Origin of the sequence: Paraburkholderia unamae (genome assembly GCF_003268775.1) — a bacterium.
Classification (GTDB): domain Bacteria; phylum Pseudomonadota; class Gammaproteobacteria; order Burkholderiales; family Burkholderiaceae; genus Paraburkholderia; species Paraburkholderia unamae.
Window position 1 is genome coordinate 77,133 of sequence record NZ_QLSU01000027.1, and the last position, 18,889, is coordinate 96,021.

Annotated in this window: 17 protein-coding genes; 11 read left to right on the forward strand and 6 right to left on the reverse strand. The window is 66.2% G+C overall.

Going from position 1 to position 18,889, the window contains the following annotated elements:
* Positions 1–29 precede the first annotated feature (29 nt).
* Positions 30–986 carry a cation diffusion facilitator family transporter gene (locus C7401_RS33180; protein WP_112175932.1) on the reverse strand — a complete coding sequence of 319 codons (957 nt, stop codon included), beginning with the start codon at positions 984–986 and terminating at the stop codon, positions 30–32.
* A gap of 75 nt (positions 987–1,061) precedes the next feature.
* Positions 1,062–2,483, reverse strand: coding sequence for a basic amino acid/polyamine antiporter (locus C7401_RS33185; protein ID WP_112175934.1), 1,422 nt, complete (start codon positions 2,481–2,483; stop codon positions 1,062–1,064).
* Positions 2,484–2,755: 272 nt separating this feature from the next.
* Here C7401_RS33185 and C7401_RS33190 point away from each other — a divergent pair, with 272 nt between their 5' ends.
* The 4 genes from C7401_RS33190 (at position 2,756) to C7401_RS33205 (ending at position 7,076) form a co-directional block, all read left to right on the forward strand.
* Positions 2,756–3,217, forward strand: a complete 462-nt coding sequence (locus tag C7401_RS33190) for an outer membrane lipoprotein (RefSeq protein WP_112175936.1) — start codon at positions 2,756–2,758, stop codon at positions 3,215–3,217.
* A gap of 114 nt (positions 3,218–3,331) precedes the next feature.
* Complete coding sequence (locus tag C7401_RS33195) at positions 3,332–4,756, forward strand: basic amino acid/polyamine antiporter (protein WP_112175938.1); 1,425 nt, start codon at positions 3,332–3,334, stop codon at positions 4,754–4,756.
* Between the two features lie 145 nt (positions 4,757–4,901).
* Complete coding sequence (locus tag C7401_RS33200) at positions 4,902–6,092, forward strand: arginine deiminase (RefSeq protein ID WP_244315023.1); 1,191 nt, start codon at positions 4,902–4,904, stop codon at positions 6,090–6,092.
* A 129-nt stretch (positions 6,093–6,221) separates the two neighbouring features.
* Positions 6,222–7,076 (forward strand): mechanosensitive ion channel family protein, encoded by an 855-nt coding sequence (locus C7401_RS33205; protein ID WP_112175941.1) that lies wholly within the window; start codon positions 6,222–6,224, stop codon positions 7,074–7,076.
* Positions 7,077–7,128: 52 nt separating this feature from the next.
* On the opposite strand, the gene C7401_RS33210 is transcribed toward C7401_RS33205, so the two are convergent.
* A complete protein-coding gene (locus tag C7401_RS33210) occupies positions 7,129–7,899 on the reverse strand; it encodes an IclR family transcriptional regulator domain-containing protein (protein ID WP_112175943.1) in 771 nt (256 codons plus the stop codon).
* Positions 7,900–8,023: 124 nt separating this feature from the next.
* Entirely contained in the window at positions 8,024–9,340 is a 1,317-nt protein-coding gene (gene shiA, locus C7401_RS33215) for a shikimate transporter (protein WP_112175944.1), read from the reverse strand.
* Positions 9,341–9,640: 300 nt separating this feature from the next.
* Between shiA and C7401_RS33220 the strand changes: the two genes are divergently transcribed.
* Positions 9,641–10,750 (forward strand): 4-hydroxyphenylpyruvate dioxygenase family protein, encoded by a 1,110-nt coding sequence (locus C7401_RS33220; protein ID WP_112175946.1) that lies wholly within the window; start codon positions 9,641–9,643, stop codon positions 10,748–10,750.
* A 38-nt stretch (positions 10,751–10,788) separates the two neighbouring features.
* Here C7401_RS33220 and C7401_RS33225 read toward each other — a convergent pair whose 3' ends face one another.
* On the reverse strand, positions 10,789–11,757 hold the full coding sequence (locus tag C7401_RS33225) for a LysR family transcriptional regulator (RefSeq protein WP_112175948.1): 969 nt from the start codon (positions 11,755–11,757) through the stop codon (positions 10,789–10,791).
* Positions 11,758–11,957: 200 nt separating this feature from the next.
* Here C7401_RS33225 and C7401_RS33230 point away from each other — a divergent pair, with 200 nt between their 5' ends.
* Positions 11,958–13,259, forward strand: coding sequence for an MFS transporter (locus C7401_RS33230; protein ID WP_112175950.1), 1,302 nt, complete (start codon positions 11,958–11,960; stop codon positions 13,257–13,259).
* A 43-nt stretch (positions 13,260–13,302) separates the two neighbouring features.
* Entirely contained in the window at positions 13,303–14,514 is a 1,212-nt protein-coding gene (locus C7401_RS33235; RefSeq protein WP_112175952.1) for a M20 aminoacylase family protein, read from the forward strand.
* Positions 14,515–14,528: 14 nt separating this feature from the next.
* Here the strand turns inward: C7401_RS33235 and C7401_RS33240 are convergent, their stop codons facing one another.
* The gene (locus C7401_RS33240; protein ID WP_309252014.1) at positions 14,529–15,281 is read right to left on the reverse strand and encodes an ArsR/SmtB family transcription factor; all 753 of its coding nucleotides are present in this window, start codon (positions 15,279–15,281) and stop codon (positions 14,529–14,531) included.
* Positions 15,282–15,419: 138 nt separating this feature from the next.
* Here C7401_RS33240 and C7401_RS45160 point away from each other — a divergent pair, with 138 nt between their 5' ends.
* The 4 genes from C7401_RS45160 (at position 15,420) to C7401_RS33255 (ending at position 18,796) form a co-directional block, all read left to right on the forward strand.
* Complete coding sequence (locus tag C7401_RS45160) at positions 15,420–16,178, forward strand: MFS transporter (RefSeq protein ID WP_181565760.1); 759 nt, start codon at positions 15,420–15,422, stop codon at positions 16,176–16,178.
* Between the two features lie 3 nt (positions 16,179–16,181).
* A complete protein-coding gene (locus C7401_RS45165; RefSeq protein WP_181565761.1) occupies positions 16,182–16,817 on the forward strand; it encodes an MFS transporter in 636 nt (211 codons plus the stop codon).
* A 132-nt stretch (positions 16,818–16,949) separates the two neighbouring features.
* Positions 16,950–17,354 carry a DUF302 domain-containing protein gene (locus tag C7401_RS33250; RefSeq protein ID WP_112175954.1) on the forward strand — a complete coding sequence of 135 codons (405 nt, stop codon included), beginning with the start codon at positions 16,950–16,952 and terminating at the stop codon, positions 17,352–17,354.
* A gap of 158 nt (positions 17,355–17,512) precedes the next feature.
* Positions 17,513–18,796: a multidrug efflux MFS transporter gene (locus C7401_RS33255; RefSeq protein WP_112175956.1), complete on the forward strand. Its 1,284-nt coding sequence runs from the start codon at positions 17,513–17,515 to the stop codon at positions 18,794–18,796.
* Positions 18,797–18,889 lie beyond the last annotated feature (93 nt).

Here is an 18,889-nt window from a genome sequence, read left to right on the forward strand (position 1 = left end):
GACGGTTGCGCCGTGCAGTCGATCACCGGTCATTCCGGCTGGCGTCCGTCTTCCCAGCGCGGGTCGGCGGTGATCTGCACGGTGAGGCGGCTTTCGATCGGGTTCGTCTCCAGCAAACGCCAGATGCGTTCGCGCAAGCGGTCCTGCGAGCCGATATCGCGCAACGAGGAAGCTGCGTCGGCAAGCACGTTGACTTCGACGAAATTGCGCCGCCCCGCCTGAATGACGTGCGTGTGGTGCCGCACGATGCCAAGTTCGCGTTCGAACTTCGCGAGTTCCGTCTGGATCTCCTCCGAGGGATTGTTGCTTTCCGGGCTCATATGGAGCAATTCGGCAAAACTGTTGCGCACGATTTTTGCGGGCACGGAGAGAAAAACCAGCGAAAGTCCGGCCGTCATGGCGCTGTCGATATAGTGGGCCCACTGGTCACGCACGCTCTCCGGCAGGATCGAATACACGAAAAAACCGAGCAGCGTGGCCGCGCTGAACGAGAATTTCATGATCCATTTCCAGCCGTCGGTTTTCAGCAGCTTGGAGCGGATTTGCGCGGCCGCGCGCTTCTTGTACACCACCATGGCAAAGCAGACCACGCAACTCGCGGCACTGATTGCGATGACGCCGTGCGCGTTGACCAGGTGGCCGCCCGAGCGCAACCCTTCGAGGCCGTTCACGAAGCCATACACGCACACCACGAGCATCATGAGGCCGTTAATGCCGTTGACGAGCGGCTCCAGGAACCAGTAGCCATACTCGAACCGGTTGGTCGCCGGGCGGTTGATCGCGGTGGCGGCGAGCAGGCCCAGCGCCGAGCTGATGAGATTGAGCAGATAAAAGATCGCCGTGAGCAGCAGCGTATCGGACTGAACGAAAAAGCCATAACCGACATTGGCCGCGAAGCCGAGGCACACGACGTAGATCGAAATCTTCATCGCGCGCTGCTCGACGGCGGCGAGCTGCGCCTTGCGAAGCGCGGAGGTGATTGGCATGATCCCAGGCGTTTGAAGGTTCGATTGACGGCGCCCCGATGATCGCGATCGAGGTGAGGCGGCCGTCACGTACGGCTAACGCCAGGCGGCGGTGCTCAGCTCGTAAATCGCCACGAGGGCACCGCCCATCACCACGACAAATGCGCACCACTCGGGCCGGGAAAAAAGCGGCTTGCCGCGCTCGCGCTGGGCCCATATGTACAACAGGCTGCCGGGGCCATAAAGCAATGCGGACATGACGAGCAACTCCACCCCGCAAGCATAGAGCAGGAACACGGTATAGATCGTGGCGATGGCCGCCGTGGCGTAGTGCTGGAAGCGTTTGCGCGTGCTGATGGCCGATGGCGGCAATGCACGAATGGCCTTGAGGCCGAAGGTCGCGACGAAGAAGTAGGGGATGAGCGCCATGGCGCTCGTGAGGCGCAACATGAGCGTGAACGCGTCGGTGGACCAATACGTGCTGATCACGAACGCCTGGACTACGCCGCTCGTGAGCCAGATGGCGGCGGTGGGAAGCTGGCGCGCGTTGCGGCGTGCGAAGACGGCCGGCATGGCGTTCTCGCGCGCGCTCGCAAAGAGCACTTCCGCGCAGATCAACGACCACGCGAGGTACGCGCCCAGCACGGAGACGATCAGTGCGCCGCCGATGAACACGGTGCCGGTCGAGCCGACGGCCGCGCCGAGCACGGTGGCCATCGACGGCTGCCGCATCGCGGCGATGTCGGCTCGCATGAGCAGCGCATAGGGCAGCAGCGTCACCAGCACGAGCAGCAACAGCACGAAGGCGAAGCCGAGTATTGTCGCCGCGCCCACGTCCGAGCGCTTTTTCGCGTAGCGCGAATACACACTCGCCCCTTCGATGCCGAGAAACACGAAAACCGTGATGAGCATGGTGCCTTTGACTTGCGGCGCCAGCGCACCGGCGCTTTCCGCCAGATTCATCCGGAAAGGCTCGGCGCTCGCCAGGACACTCAAAATACCGATAAAAACGAATATGGGCAGAATCTTGACGACCGTGAGAATCGCATTGATGAGCGTGGCCTGTTTGATGCCGCGCAGGAGCATCCAGTGAAATGACCATATTCCCACTGACGATATGGCAATGGCGATTGGCGTATTGCCGTTTCCGAATGCCGGGATAAATGCGCCGAGTGTGGATTTGATCAGCACCCAATAGGAGACATTACCGAAGCAACCGGCCATCCAGTAGCCGAACGCGGAGAGAAAACCGGCGTAGCCGCCGAAGCCGTCGCGCGCGTAGGCAAAAATTCCGGAGTCGAGGTCGGGCCGGATTTGCGCGAGCAACTGGAAGATGCGGGCGAGCATGTACATGCCGCCTCCCGCAATGCACCATGAAATGACGGCGGCCTTGGGGCCCGCTTCGAGAGCGAAGTTGCGCGGCAGCGAATAGATGCCTGCACCGACCATCGACCCCACGACCATGGCTGTGAGAACCGGGAGCGACAATTTTTGTTCATCCGTCGATTTCGTATTCATCCATTGTTCTCACTTTCGCCATATCGCAATACAGGCGCGAGAAATCGCGGATTAAAAATGCGCGCCACATTGAATCGCTGAAATATTCCGGAATAGAGGGCAGGTTGAACGCATCATGCGTCAATCGTATTCCATAATGTTCGTCAGGTGTCCGGATGATGGATCGGCGTGGCGTACCGCCGGCCTTGCCTGCCCGATGTTCGCTAATGAGCGAACGTGCAGGTCGTTAGCAAACTGCCTGTGCGCGCAATGATCGTTTAAGGGGGATTGTCATGCGATATCTCGCTGGAACACTGCTTGGCTCGCTCATTGCCTCAATTGCGCTCTCCGGTTGTGAGGCGCCGACTTCGGGTTCGACTTTCACACCGGCCCAGGCGCAGCAAGTGTTCGTGGTGGAGGTCGGCGTGGTCGAGACGGTGCGGCCCGTCACGATTCAACCCGGCCCGACAGGCGTGGGCGCGGTTGCGGGAGGCGCGCTGGGCGGCATCGCGGCCGGCAGCACGATCGGGCGCGGCTCGGGCTCCGTTGCCGCGGGCATAGGCGGTGCGGTGCTGGGCGGCGTGGCGGGCAATGCCGTGGAGCAACGCGCCACGCAGCGGGCAGGGCTTGAAATCGGTGTGCGTCTGGATTCCGGCCAACTGATGTCGGTGGTCCAGGACGCGGATCAGCAGTTTGTTCCGGGCGACCGCGTGCGCGTGCTGCTCGGCAACAACTCGGTGCGCGTGACCCGCTAAAAGCGGGCGTGAGCGCCGTAGCGCAGGAGACACGCTTCAGGACGTCCGCACGCGAAGTGCAATGCGGGTTGCGCCTGTCGATCACGCGAAGTTCCAGACAAAGCGAGGAAACCGATGGCCGATACCGAGCAGAAGATGAGTCGCTTGCAACTGACGGCGATGGTAGTCGGGGGCATGGTGGGGGCCGGGATTTTCTCGCTGCCCCGCACCTTCGCCAATGCCACGGGGCCGGTCGGCGCGGCGATTGCCTGGCTCGTTGCGGGCATCGGCATGTACACGCTCGCGCGCGTGTTCCAGGCGCTCGCCGAGCGCAAGCCGAACCTCGACGCCGGTGTGTTCGTCTACGCCAAGGAAGGCTTCGGCGATTACCCCGGCTTCCTCTCGGCCTTCGGGTACTGGATCGGCAGTTGCATTGGCAACGTTTCCTACTGGGTGCTGATCAAGTCCACGCTGGGCGCGTTTTTTCCGGTGTTCGGCGACGGCAATACCGTGGTGGCGATTGTCGTGGCCTCTGTCGGCATCTGGCTGTTTCACTTCCTCATTCTGCGCGGCGTGAAGCAGGCGGCCTTCATCAATACCGTCGTGACGTTTGCAAAGGTCATACCGATCATTGTGTTCATCGTCATCCTGCTTTTCGTCTTCAGATACGGCACGTTCCACCTGAATATCGAGTCGGCGGCGCAGGAGGGCGGCCTGATCCAGCAGATACGCGCGACGATGTTCGTCACCGTGTTCGTTTTCATCGGCATTGAAGGCGCCAGCGTGTATTCGCGCTACGCGAAGGAGCGCACGGACGTGGGCCGCGCAACGATCATGGGCTTTGTCGGCGTGACGGCGCTCATGGTGCTCGTTTCGATGCTGCCTTTCGCCGTGCTGCCGCGCGGCGACGTGGCGGGCATGCGGCAGCCTTCCATGGCGGCCGTGCTCGAAAGCGTGGTGGGCCCGTGGGGCGGAATCTTCGTGAGTATCGGGCTGATCGTGTCGGTGCTCGGCGCGTATCTCGCGTGGTCGCTGATCTGCGCGGAAGTGATGTTCGCCGCGGCGCGCAACAAGGACATGCCCGCCGTGTTCGCCCGCGAGAACGCCAACAACGTGCCGGCCAATGCGCTGTGGATCACCAATATCGTCGTGCAGATACTCGTTGCGAGCACCTATTTTTCGAGCGACGCGTTTGCGTTGATGCTCAATCTCACGAGTTCGATGTCGCTCATTCCTTATCTGTTCGTCGCGGCCTATGGCTGGATGGTCTCGAATCGCGGCGAGAGCTACGAGATCCGGCCCGAGGAGCGCAGGCGCGATCTCGTGATCGCTTCCGTGGCCGTGATTTATACCGTGTTCATGATTCTCGCGGGCGGCCTCAAGTTCATTCTGCTTTCGGCGATTCTTTACGCGCCGGGCACGGTGCTCTATGTCATCGCGCGACGCGAGCGCAAGCTGAAGGTTTTCGAAGGCATGAGCGACTGGGCGATTTTCATCGTAGCGGCCGTAGCGGCCATCGTGGGCGTCGTTTCGCTGGCCACGGGTGTCATGGCGGTCTAATCAGCAGGTGTGCGGGCATTGCACGCAATGAGCGGAGATCGATATGTCCAAGGCGAAAGGCGGTAAGAAGGGTGGGGAAAAGAGCGAGACGAAGGACGAGAGCGCGTTTGGCGTGTATTCGGAAGTCGGGCAATTGCGCAAGGTGATGGTGTGCGCACCGGGCATGGCGCATTCGCGCCTCACGCCGAGCAATTGCGACGAGTTGCTGTTCGACGACGTGCTCTGGGTGGACAACGCGAAGCGCGACCATTTCGACTTCGTGACGAAAATGCGAGATCGTGGCGTGGAAGTGCTCGAAATGCACAACCTGCTCACCGAAACGGTGGGCGTGCCCGAAGGCAAGAAGTGGATACTCGACAACCAGATCGTGCCGAACCAGGTCGGGCTAGGGTTCATCGACGAGTTGAGAAGCTATCTGGAAGGGCTCGACAATCGCAAGCTCGCCGAAACATTGTTAGGTGGCCTGTCGATCTACGATTTTCCGGAGGCGCACGGCGGCGCGGCGCTCAAGGTCGTACGCGAAGCGGCCGGGGCCACCGAATATCTGCTGCCGCCGCTGCCGAACACGCTGTACACGCGCGACACCACCTGCTGGATATACGGCGGCGTGACGCTCAATGCGCTTTACTGGCCCGCGCGGCACGAGGAAACGATCCTCACCACGGCGATCTACCGGTTTCATCCTGACTTCGCGGGCAAGGTCAACGAGTGGTGGGGCGACCCCACGCAGGATCACGGGCTTGCCACGCTCGAAGGCGGCGACGTCATGCCGATCGGCAACAAGACGGTGCTCATCGGCATGAGCGAGCGCACCTCGCGCCAGGCGATCAGCCAGCTCGCGGCCACGCTGTTCCGGCGTGGCGCCGCCGAGCGCGTGATCGTGGCGGCCATGCCGAAGATCCGCGCGGCCATGCACCTCGACACCGTGTTTACGTTCGCCGACCGCGACTGCGTGCTGATCGCGCCGGACTTCCTTGCGCGCACGCGCACGTTCTCGTACCGGCCGAGCGATCATCCGGCGGGCGTGGAACTGCATCAGGAGAAGAAGTCCTTCGTCGACGTGGTGAGCGCGGCGCTAGGCATCAAGAAGATGCGCGTCGTGGAGGCGGGCGGCAACGATTACCAGCGCGAACGCACGCAGTGGGACAGCGGCGCGAACCTGGTCTGCACGTCGCCGGGCGTCGTGTTCGCCTACGACCGCAATACCTATACCAATACGCTGCTGCGCAAGGCGGGCATCGAGGTCGTGACCATCGTGGGCGCGGAGCTGGGACGCGGGCGGGGCGGCGGCCACTGCATGACGTGCCCCATCGTTCGCGACGCGGTCGAGTTCTAGCTCGGGTTCGCACGCACTCGGGGTCTTGCCTGAACGCTTTCAAAGCTTTCGGGCATGGAGGCTGCTGCCGTGGAGTGTCTGGCGCGCGCTCGCGCCTCACGCTCCATTGCAACCGCCCGAACCTCGACTATGGACGCATTCCTCAATCGCCTCTTTCATCTGCAACCGTCGCTGTTCGCGACGGTCACGCAGGATGTCATGCATCTGATCGTCGCCGTGCTGATTCTCGTGATCGGCTGGTGGATTTCAAACCGCATAGCGCAGTTGTTCGCGAGCATGCTGATGCGCTCGCACGCGGATCCGACGCTCGCGCCCATGCTTGCCGGCATGGCCGCGTGGGCCGTGCGCGTGATCGCCATCGTCGCCGCGCTCAGTGAAGTCGGCATCGCCACCGCAAGCGTGCTTGCAGCGCTCGGCGCCGCCGGTCTCGCCATCGGTCTCGCGCTGCAAGGCACGCTGCAAAATATCGCGGCCGGCATCATGTTGTTGATGCTGCGGCCGTTTCGCGCTGGCGACGTGATCGAAGGCAGCGGCGCGGCCGCGGGCATCGTGCGCGAAGTGGGACTCTTCACCACGCGCATCGAACGTGGCGACGGCAACGTCGTGTACGTGCCGAACAGTCAGATCTGGAGCAATCCGGTCATCAACTACAGCAGCGGCGGCACGCAGCGTGTCGACGTGACGATCGATCTCGCGCGGCGCGACCAGGTGGACGCGGCCATCGGCAAGCTCAAGGAGATGGTGGCCGCCGAGCCGCGCGTGCAAACGGGTACGACGCTCGCGCCGACCGTTGCGGTCGAGAGCTATCCGTCGAGCGGCGGCGTGCGGCTGCGTCTGAGCGCGTGGGTGCGCGACCCGGATGCGCCGTATGCGGTCGACGACTTGCGCGGCCACGCGCGCGATGCGCTCGCCACGGCGGGACTAGCGGTGGCGGGTGCCGCTCCGGCACGCATGGCCGGCAACGCGGCATTGACGCGGTCGTGAGTCCGCGCGCCGGCAATTACGGACACCACGCGCACCATGCCGGCGCGCCGCGCTACAGCACGTTGAGCATCGCGAGCGCGCTTTCCTGGAGATGCGGCAGCACGCGCTTGATGGCGGCCTCGGGGCTTTCATCGCCGATCAGCATGTTGGTGCTGAGCGCGGCGACCACTTCGCCGTTGCGATTCCTGAGCGGCACCGCCACGCCGCGCACGCCCACCTGCAACTGCTGCTCGATGAGCGCGTAGCCGTTCACGCGTGCGCGCACGATCTTTTCGCGCAGGCGCGCGGCGCTCGTGATCGTATGCGGCGTGAACGGCGAAAGCTCGACCGTATCGAGCCATGCCGACACCGCCGCCTGGTCTGCCTCGTGCGCGAGCAGCACCACGCCAGGGGAGATGAGCGGCGCGGGCACGCGCGCGCCCAGCACGAAGCCCGTCGTCATCACGCGCGACACGCCGTTGCGTGCGATCACCACGAGATCCCAGCCGTCCAGCACGCTCACATAGGCCGATTCGTTGAGCGTCGCGCTGAGCTGCTGCAAATAGGGCTGCACGGTGCGCGGCAGGCGCGCCGAATCGAAATAGGACCAGCCCACGCGCAGCACGCGCGGCGTGAGGCCGTAAAGGCGGCCGTCGGACTGGACATAGCCGAGCGATTCGAGCGTGAGCAGATAGCGGCGCGCCGCGGTGCGCGAGAGTCCCGTGCGCTCGGCGGCCTGGGTGGGCGTCATGCGCGCGTGCGCGCTGTCGAAGGCTTCGAGAATCGCGAGACCTTTTTCGAGTCCGGCGATCCAGTCGCGCCGGTCCAGGGGCGGATTCTTCATCGGCGGGCGAGGCTTCGTGCCGCATTTCGCGCCATCACCATCACGCGCAAGCGGCAATGGAAAAAGCGGAAAAAGCCGCAGACGGGCAACGTCTGCGGCTTGCGAAGGAGAATGGGGCGCGCGATCACTGCGCCGGTTTCATGCGCGCCGCGACGATCAGCGAGATCAGGCAGCCGATCGCGAGATACGTGGCGACGAGGTGCCACGAGCCGCCCCCGAAACCCACCAGCGCCACGGCGATGAACGGCGTGAAGCCGCCGCCCACCACGCTCGCGAACTGATAGCCGACGCCCGCGCCGCTGTAGCGGTATTGCGCGCCGAACAGTTCGGTGAAGAGCGGCTGCTGCACGCTCACGACCATGTCGTGGGCGATGTTGGCGAGCATCACCGAGAAGAACACGATCCACACCGTGGCACGCGCTTCGAGCGCGAGGAAGAACGGCACGGCGCTCACGAGACCGATGAATGCGCCGACCAGGTAGACGCGGCGCAGCCCGAGGCGGTCGGCGAGCCAGGCGAAGCAGGGGATCGTCACGCAGCTCAGCGCGCCCACGAAGAGGCCGATGCCGAGGAACAGATCGCGCGACATGCCGAGGTTGGTGGTCGAATAGCTCAGCGCGAACGCGGTGACGATGTACATCGTGAAAAGTTCGGCCAGGCGCAGCGCGATGATGTAAAGGAACGCCTTGGGGTGGCGCGTGAGCGCTTCGAGCACCGGCATCTTCAGCTTGCGATCGCCGTGCTCCACCTTCTCGACGAACTCGCGCGACTCGTCCATGCTGGAGCGCACCCACAGCCCCACCAGCACGAGCACCACGCTGAAGAGGAACGGCAGGCGCCAGCCCCACGCGCGAAAGCCCGCCTCGCCGAGCGTGTGGCTCAGGAGCGAAACGATGCCCGTGGCGAGCACGAGGCCCACGCCGTAACCCACCTGCACGCCGCTGCTATAGAAGGCCTTCTTGCCGCTCGGCGCGCTTTCCACGGCCATGAGCGCCGCGCCGCCCCATTCGCCGCCCACGGCGAAGCCTTGCAGCGCGCGCAGCGTGACGAGCAGCACGGGCGCCCACCAGCCGATCGTCGCGAAGGTGGGCAACAGGCCGATCGCCACGGTGGACAGGCCCATCATCATGACGGTGAGCACGAGCATGCGCTTGCGCCCGAGCCGGTCGCCGAAGTGACCGAACACGATGCCGCCGAGCGGACGGAACAGGAAGCCCACGCCGAAGGTCGCGAAGGCGGCTAGCGTGCCCATCGTCTTGCCCACTTGCGGGAAGAAGGCTGAATTGAACACCAGCGCGGCCACGATGCCGTACAGCAGGAAGTCGTACCAGTCGACGACGGCGCCCACGAAGCTGCCGAGCGCCGCCTTGCGGGCCTGGCTGCGCGGCTTCGAACGATTGGCGGCGTCGGGCGTGCCGGCGGTGTCGAAGGATGGGGTCATGAGGTGTCTCCAATCTATGTGCGCCTGTGCCATGCTTGAGCGCGTGCGCCTACGGTGAAACGGAGCATAGGGCGGGGCGCGCTGTCCGGCAATGCGTGGGGGCGTCGTTTTGCGCGATTATCGCGCATGTGCGTGCGATAATCGAACGCTTTGCGGGTTTGCACCGAGATGGCGCGCCCGCTGGCCCGGCGCAGGCCTTCGTGAAATGTGTACGAACTGGTTAAAATCGGCGTGCTTCGCGCGAACCGCGGCGAAGCTTGCTTCGTGTCTGTTTCCGCGCTTGCGTCAGGAGCCCATTGCATGTCCAGCCCCTCCAGCCTTCCGCCGCAGGCGGACAATCCGTTCGGCATGGCCGGACTCGAGTTCGTCGAGTTCGCCGCGCCCAATCCGGCCGACCTGGGCCGCCGCTTCGAACAACTCGGTTTCAAGGCGATCGCGCGCCATGTGAGCAAGGCCGTCACGCTTTATCGCCAGGGCCAGATGAACTTCCTCGTGAATGCCGAGCCCGACTCGTTCGCCGCGCGCTACGCGCAGGAGTACGGCATGGGTATCTGCGCCATCGGCGTGCGCGTGGAAAACGCGCAGCGCGCGTTCGAGCACGCCATCTCGCTAGGCGCGTGGGCGTTCGAAGGCGAGCGCGTGGGCCCGTCCGAGCTGAGCATTCCGGCCATTCAGGGCATTGGCGACTCGCACCTCTATTTCGTCGACCGCTGGCGCGGCCGTGGCGGCCAGCGCGGCGGCGTGGGCGACATTTCGATCTTCGATATCGACTTCCGGCCGATCGACGTCGCCACCGCGCATACCGACCTCGATCACGGCGGCACCGGCCTCACGCGCATCGATCACCTCACGCAAACGGTGGGGGCGGGCCGCATTGCGGAATGGCTCGACTTCTATCGCAACCTGCTGCATTTCCGCGAGATCCATGAAATCAATGCGAACTGGCATGTGTCGGAGGAATCGCGCGTGATGGTCTCGCCCGATGGCGAACTGCGTATTCCCGTGTACGAGGAAGGCACGCGGCGCACGCAACTGCTGCACGACTATCTGCCCGAGCATCCCGGCGAGGGCGTGCAGCACATCGCGCTGGCGACCAACGACATTCTGGCGAGTGTCGATGCGCTCAAGGCCAATGGCGTGGAATTCGTCGAGCCGCCGCCCGCTTACTACGACAGCGTGGATGCGCGCCTGCCCGGCCACGGCGTGGACGTCGGGGCGCTGCGCGCGCGTCAGGTCCTGATCGACGGCGAAATTGGCGCGGACGGCGTGCCGCGCCTCTTTTTCCAGACCTTCGTGAAACGCCACCCCGGCGAGATCTTTTTCGAAATCGTGCAGCGCAGCGGCCATCACGGCTTCGGCGAGGGCAACCTCGACGTGCTCGCTCGCGCGCGCGGTGCCGCCGGCAAATAGCACGCTTGGCACGCTTTGCAACGTTAGCGCTTTAAACGTTACTTCGCGCCCGCCGTCCTGCGCGAGCGCGACGGCCCGGTTGCGGCCGCGCGCGGCGAGACCATCGTGCGGCTGCGATGGCGAATCTCCTTGCTGAACTCGGTGCACGCCTGGGTCATCAGGTCGGTCGAGCGGTACACCATGAACACATGGAAGTCGGGTAGCTCGTCGCGGATGGGCAGCGTGTGCAACGCGTCGCGATTGAGCACGAGCGGGCCGTCCGTGCTGTAGAACACGAAATCCGACCACATGCTGATGAGGTCCGTGCAGGTGGCGAGTTGCAGGCCGAGCAGATTCGATGCGCTCTGCACGACGCGCCTCGGCATGTCCAGGCGGTGCAGGCGCATGAGGCTCGCGAGCGGGCTGCCGGGGTCGTCGAGCGGGTCGAGCGTGAGCCAGTCGGCGTCGAGCAGATCGCGCAGGCGCGTGGCGCGCGCGAGCGGATGCCCCGGCCGTGCGGCGAGCAGCATGCCCACGGAAAAAAGCGGCTCCCACTGGAACGCACCCGTGCCGGGGCCGCTGTTGGTCGAAATGAGCGCGAGGTCCAGGCGGCCCTCACGCAACCCTTCGAGAATCTGCTGCGGCCGCATTTCGTACGCGTGCAGTGCCACGCCCGGAAAGCGCGCGCGAAACGCCGCGATGGAGGCGGGCAGCGGCCCGCTCGACGCCACCGCGGAAAAGCCGATATTCAACTGCGCCTCGGCGTGCCCCCGCATCGCTTCGATGTCTTCCTGCGCATGGCGCAACTCCTGCTCGACCACGCTTGCGCGCTTCACCAGCGCCCGCCCGTAGTTCGTGAGGCTCACGCCGCGCACCGAGCGCGACATGAGCGTCACGCCCAGTTCCCGCTCCAGTTCCGCGATCGCCTTGGACAGCGCCGGCTGCGATATATGCAGGCTGCGCGACGCCTCATGCATGCTGCCGTGCTGCGCAAGGGCGAGCAGGACACGCAACTGGTGCAGTTTCATTCCGGATTCTCCCGCGCCGCGCTCATGGAAAACGACAATGGCCCGCGCCCGATGGTTATGGCGGTGATTCTATCTGGTTATCGAGATGAAAATTTGTGACTTCTTTCAAAAGTGAGACCGGCCTGAATATCGTCCGGCCACGTCGCATTCGCATCCTTTCATCTTTCCACCGCTGTCCTCACCGCTCGCGGAGATCCGCCATGAATGACGCAACGCTCAGCGCCGACGCCTCGAAGCTCATTGCGCCGCCCGCGGCCGCTCGTCAGAGCCAGTTCCGCCTGATCGCCGCCTGTTCGATCGGCAATGCGCTCGAAATGTATGACTTCACGGTCTACAGCTTCTTCGCGCTTCTGATCGGCCGGCTCTTTTTCCCCTCCGATAGCCCCTATGGCTCGCTGCTGCTCGCCGTGGCGACCTTCGGCATCGGTTTCGTCATGCGCCCGCTCGGCGGCCTCGTGATCGGCAGCTATGCCGACCGGCGCGGGCGCAAGGCCGCGATGACGCTGACCATTGCGTTGATGGTGGCGGGCACGCTGTGCATCGCGTTCGCGCCCACCTACGCGCAGGCCGGCGTGATGGGCTCGCTCGTGATTCTGTCCGGGCGTCTTTTGCAGGGCTTTTCGCTGGGCGGCGAGATCGGCGCGTCCACGGCCATGCTGATGGAGGCGGGCGAAGTGGGGCAGCGCGGCTTTCGCGTGAGCTGGCAACTGGGCAGCCAGGGCATCTCGGCGCTCATCGGCGCGCTCACGGGCGCGGTGCTGTACGCCACGCTGTCGCCGCAGGCGCTCGAAAGCTGGGGCTGGCGCCTGCCGTTTCTCGGCGGTCTTCTGATCGCGCCGGTGGGCCTCTATATCCGCTCGAAGCTCGACGAAACGCACGAAGCCGAACCCGATGCGCCGAGCCCGCTCGGCACGCTCATGCGCGAGCACGGCGCGAAAGTGGGCCTTGGCATTCTCTCGGTCACGGCGGGCACGGTGGGCATGTATCTCGTGGTGTTCTTCATGCCGACCTACATGATCCGCGTGCTCAAGATGCCGCCTTCGCTCTCGCTGCTCTCGGGCTGCGCCACGGGTCTCACGATGCTGGTCGCCTCGCTCGTGTCCGGGCGTCTGGCCGACCGTCTCGCGCGCCGCAAGCCGCTCGTGATCGGCGCGTTGCTTTTCAACGTGGTGGCCGTCGTGCCCGCATTCTGGCTCATGACGCACATGCCGAGCGTGCCGCTCGTGCTCGCGCTCTCGGTCATGCTGACCGCGGCGGCCAATCTCGGCTCGACACCCATGCTGCTGATGCTCATGGAATTGCTGCCCGCCAGCGTGCGCGCCAGCGGCCTGTCGGTCATCTACAGCGTGGGCGTGACGGTGTTCGGCGGCAGCTCGCAGTTCATCGTCACCTGGCTCATCGCGAAAACGGGCAATCCGCTTGCTCCCGCGCTCTACCTCGTTGCGTGCGGCGTTGTCACGCTGTGCGCCGTGAGCGCGATTCGCGAACGGCGCGTGAGCTGAGAGCGCACGCCTTTCGATCCTTCACTCGAACTACGGAATCCTCATGAAACGCGAATCCACGCTCACTCCGTTCCAGTTGCTGCCCACCTTGCTGCCGGAGATCGAGATCGACGCCGAGACCTTCATCGGCATTCGCCGGCAGATTCATTCTCAGCCCGAACTAGGCTTCGAGGTGGGCGCAACCGCGAAGCTCGTCGCCATGCTGCTGGAAAAATGGGGCTACGAGGTGCATACGGGCATAGGCAAGAGCGGGGTGGTGGGGCAGTTGAAAGTGGGCGACGGCAAGCGCCGGCTCGGCATACGCGCCGACATGGACGCCTTGCCGATCGTCGAGAATACGGGGCTGCCTTACGCCAGCCAGTCGCCCGGCAAGATGCACGCATGCGGCCACGACGGCCATACGGCGATCCTGCTTGCCGCCGCGAAAACGCTGGCCGAGCGGCGCGACTTCAACGGCACGCTCAACCTGATTTTCCAGCCCGACGAGGAGAACCTGTGCGGTGCGAAGGCGATGATCGAAGACGGTCTCTTCGAGCGCTTTCCCTGCGACGCGGTCTACGCGCTGCACAACATGCCGGGCGTGCCGGCGGGCACGTTCCGCGTGTTGACGGGGTCGGTGAGCCTGTCCTCGGACGTGGCCGACGTCACGCTCAAGGGCGTGGGCGGCCACGGCGCAATGCCGCATCGCGTGAAGGACCCCATCGTGGCCTCGGCGGCGCTCGTCACGGCGCTGCAAACCATCGTGGCGCGCAACGTGGCGCCCGATGAACCGGCCGTGGTGTCGGTGGGCTACATTCGCGGCGGCGCGACCCACAACGTGATTCCCGAGTCGGTCACGCTCGGCCTGAATATTCGCGCGGCGCGCGCCGAGACGCGTGCGCTCGTGGAGGCGCGCGTGCGCGAGATCGTCACGCTCACGGCGCAGGCGCACGGCGTGGAGGCACATATCGACTATCGGCAACTGACGCCGCCCATGGTCAATGCGCCCGAGGAAACCGCACTCGCGCAAGCGGTATGCACGGAGCTGGTGGGCGAGCAGAACGTGGTCGTGCAGGCGCCCAAGGGCCTGAACGGCAGCGAGGACTTCGCGTGGATGCTCAACGCGGTGCCGGGCTGCTACCTGCTGCTCGGCAACGGCGAAGGCGAGTTCGGCGGCTGCATGGTGCACAACCCCGGCTATGACTTCAACGACCAGGTGCTGCCGCTCGGCGCGGCGTGCTGGGTGCGGCTTGCGCAGCGCTTTCTCGCGGCGTGATGAAGCGCGGTTGATTAGTCATTCGAAGCATTGACCGATGTCCCGGCCGTGGCGCCGGGCGCGAGCGATTCGGGCGTGAGCCCCAAGCGCTCGCGCAGGTCGAGCCACCCGCGCGGCGTGACCTGCACCGCGCGCGATGCGGGCGCGCGGCGCATCCAGCCGCGCTCGCACAGCAGTTCGAGAAAAGCCACGCCAAGCGGCCCGGCCAGATGATGCTCACGCTCGGTCCAGTCGAGGCACTGGCGGGCAATGCCGTGGCGGCCGGGCTTCAATGCGGCGACGTCGAGCCCGAGTTCGCGGAACCATTCGATGCCAGCGGGCGTCACCGCAAAGCGCTTGTCGGCTTCGGCCGTGATCAAGCCCACGTGGGTGAGGCAGCCCGTGATCGCCACGCCGACCTTGCCCGCCAGATGGTCGTAACAGCAGCGCGCAAAGCGTAGCTGCTGCGCCTCGCGGCCCAATGGCTTGCGCCGCACCGGCGCGCGCGCGCCGACCGTGGCCAGGCTTTCGAGCAGGGCGGCCACTTGTGCGTCCGCGAGCCGGTAATAGCGGTGCCGGCCTTCCTTTTCGACCGCGAGCAAGCCGCCGTCCAGCAGCTTCGCCAGATGGCTGCTCGCGGTTTGCGCGGTCACGCCGGCGGCGTAGGCCAATTCGCCCGCGGGCAGCGCGCGGCCGTCCGCGAGCGCCATCAGCATGGCGGCGCGGGCGGTGTCGGCGATCAGGAAGGCGGTGGCGGACACCCGCGGCTGCTCGTTCATGCCATTCATGGGCTTCTCCGGTATGTGCCGCTAGCGTAACGCGCGAGGCGGGTCGCATGCTTCGACACGCGTCGAAGCATCGCGTCTGTCGTGCGCCGGATACTGGGCTCGTTGCCGGTCTTTTCGCTCCGGCACAGCGGAGAGCCCATGCAGACACACAGTCGCGAACAGCAACGCCGGGTGCTCCTGGCAACCAGCATCAGCTATGTCGTGGTGATCCTCGACACCTCGATCGTCAACGTCGCGCTCGAACGCATCGGCGCGAGCCTCGCGGGCGGCGTGGCCGGTCTCCAATGGGTGGTGAACGCCTACACCCTCACGTTCGCGAGCCTGCTGCTCACGGGCGGCACGCTCGGCGACCGGCTCGGCGCGCGCAACGTGTACATGGCCGGGCTCGCGACCTTCACCGTGGCGTCCGCATGGTGCGGCGCGGCGCCGAGCCTCGCGCTGCTCACGGCCGGGCGCGTGCTGCAAGGCATCGGCGCCGCACTGCTCGTGCCCGCTTCCATGGCGCTCATCCACGGCGCGTGCGCCAGCGCGCGCGAGCGCGCCGCCGCGTTCGGCGTGTGGGCCGGGCTCGGCGGCGTGGCGATGGCGGCCGGGCCGTTGCTGGGCGGGGTGATCATCGGCCTCGCCGGCTGGCGCAGCCTCTTTTTGCTCAACGTGCCCGTGTGCCTGGCGGGCATTGTCATGGCCGCACGCGTGGCGCCGCCGACGGGCGCACACGCGTCGCGCCGGCTCGATCTCGCGGGCCAGGCGGCGGCCATCGCCGCGCTTGCGCTGCTCAATGCCGCCATCATCGAGGCGCCTTCGCGCGGCTGGCTCTCGCCGTTCGTCGTGGCCGGGCTCGTCGTGGCGGTGGCCGCCGCGCTCGCGTTCGTCGCGCTGCAAAAACACCGCGCGTAGCCCATGCTGCCGCTCGGCTTCTTTCGCCAGCCCGTGTTCGGCGCCGCCGTGCTGGTTTCGATGATTTCGGCGTTCACGTTCTACGGCTTGTTGTTCGACCTCAGCCTGTATTTCCAGCAAACGCGCGGCTATGCGCCATTGCGCGCAGGCCTCGCGTTTCTGCCGCTCACCGTGGTGGTGCCGGCCGGCAGCCTGCTTTCGCAGCGCGCCGTGGCATGGCTCGGGCCGCGCGCGCTCGTCGCGCTCGCGTGCCTGCTTGCGGCGGCGGGCTACCTGGGCGCGACGGTGTGCGTGCCGGGCGCGCGTTACGCGGTGCTGGCCATGCCGTTGCCGGCCATTGGACTCGCCGCGAGCCTCATCACGCCCGCTGCCACGGCCGCGCTCATGGCGACGGTCGATCAGGCGCGCTCCGGCGTGGCGGCGGGCGTGCTCAACGCGGCCCGGCAGACGGGCGCGGCGCTCGGCGTGGCGGTGGCGGGCGCGTGGCTCGGCGCAAGCCTTTCGATCGGCGCGGGCATGCGCGCGAACCTGCTGGTCGCCGCCGCGCTCTCGGCCGTGGCGGCGTGGACGTGGTGGCACGCGTGGGCGCGTCATGCGTCGCTGCCGCAAAGCGTGGAGAAGGTGACTGCGGCGAAGTAGGGCGATGCAGGCCAACCCCCGAAGCCGCCTCGTGCTCAACCCTGGCTCATCGTGGATGCATTCCAGGATAAAGTGCGCATGCATGCGTCGCGCATCTCGCGCGGGCGCTGTCGCCGTTGAAGGAGGTTGGTCATGGCCGAGTACGGGCAGCATCCCTCATCCGTGCTGGCGCTCAAGAGCGCACACGATTTCGACACGACGATCGCGCGCCTGAAGACCGCGCTGGCGACGGCGGGCGCGGCCGTATTCGCCGACGTGGACCAGCGAGAGGCGGCGCAAACCGCCGGGCTCGACCTGCGCCGCACGCGGCTCATCCTGTTCGGCAACCCGAAGGCGGGCACCCCGGTGATGGCGGCGAACCCGCATGCCGCGGTGGAACTGCCGCTGCGCATGGTGGTGTGGGAGGACGACCAGGGGCACACGCGGCTCGATTACCGCGATGTCTCGCAAACGCTGGGGCCGCTGTACGGCATCGACGCCGAGGTGCTCGTGCCGCTGCAACGCGTGGTGGCGCTGCTCCAGACCGCCGTGCAGTAGCGGTCCCGAGGCGGGCCCCGGCAGTGGGTGGGTGGCTCTCTTCGGCACCCGCTTAAAAAATTGACAGGCGCGGCGCGCTTCGCTTAACGTAAGCGGCTTGTGACTTTGCCCGGCTCCCGCGCAAAGCGCGCCTCCCGCCGCAAGCCCACCATCCGCCGATGACTGCCCCGCCCGAATCCCCCGCCGATCCGTCACGCGATCGCACCGGGGCGCCTGCCTCGACTTCCGCCTCCGTTACGTCTGAATCCCCCGCCGCGCAGTACTGGCGCCGCAATCTCGCGGTCTGCGTGGTCGGTTCGTTCACGACGCTCGTGGCGATGACGCTGATGCTGCCGTTCCTGCCGCTCTACGTCGAGGAACTGGGCGTGCACGGGCACGCGGCGATCGTGCAGTGGTCGGGCATCGCGTATAGCGCGACCTTCTTCACCGCCGCGCTCGTCGCGCCGCTGTGGGGGCGCCTGGGCGATCGCTACGGCCGCAAGCCCATGCTCGTGCGCGCGAGCCTCGGCATGGCGGTCACGATGTCGCTCATCGGCATGTCGCGCAACATCTGGGAGCTCGTCGCGCTGCGTCTCGTCGCGGGTTTCGCAGGCGGCTATTCGTCGGGCTCGACCATTCTCGTCGCCACGCAAACGCCGCGTCACCGCTCGGCCTGGGCGCTCGGCGTCCTCTCCTCGGGCATCATGGCGGGCAATCTCATCGGGCCGCTGCTGGGCGGCTCGCTGCCGCCGCTCATCGGCCTGCGCGGTACGTTCTGGGTGGCGGGCGCGGCGATCTTCGCGGCCTTCGTCGCGACCTGCGTGCTCGTGAAGGAAGCGCCGCGCCCCGCGCGCGCCGCGAAGCACGCTGCGGGCGGCGGCTGGTCCGCGCTGCCCGACAAGCGGCCGATCATCGCCATGCTCGTGACCGGCATGCTGCTGATGCTCGCCAACATGTCGATCGAGCCCATCATCACCGTGTATGTGGCGACGCTCGTGCCCAATCCCGCGCGCGTGACTTTCGTCGCGGGCCTCGCGATGTCGGCGGCGGCGCTCGGCAGCATCGTCTCGGCCTCGCGGCTCGGGCGCGTCGCGGACCGCGTGGGCCACGCGAAGGTGATCGTGGGCGCGCTGGCGGCCTCGGCGCTGCTGCTCGTGCCGCAGGCGTTCGTCACGGCGGGCTGGCAACTCGTTGCGCTGCGCTTTCTCATGGGCGTGTCGCTCGCGGCGCTCTTGCCGTGTATCGCAACCGTCATTCGCCACAGCGCGCCCGACCAATCGGCGGGCACCGTGCTCGGCTATTCGGTTTCGGCGCAGTTCGCGGGGCAGGTGCTCGGGCCGCTGATCGGCGGCTTCGTGGGCGGCCATCTGGGCATGCGCGCCGTGTTTCTCGGCACGAGCTGCCTGATGCTGGCGGGCGCGCTTTACGTGTGGCGCGCGGTGGGCTTCGCCCGGCGCACATAACGCGGCAGCGGGGTTGGCGAGGCGAGGGTGGCGGCGTGCGCCGCCTGCGTTCATCGCTCGTTCATTGCCTCGCGCGCGTCGGCCGCGCTTCGC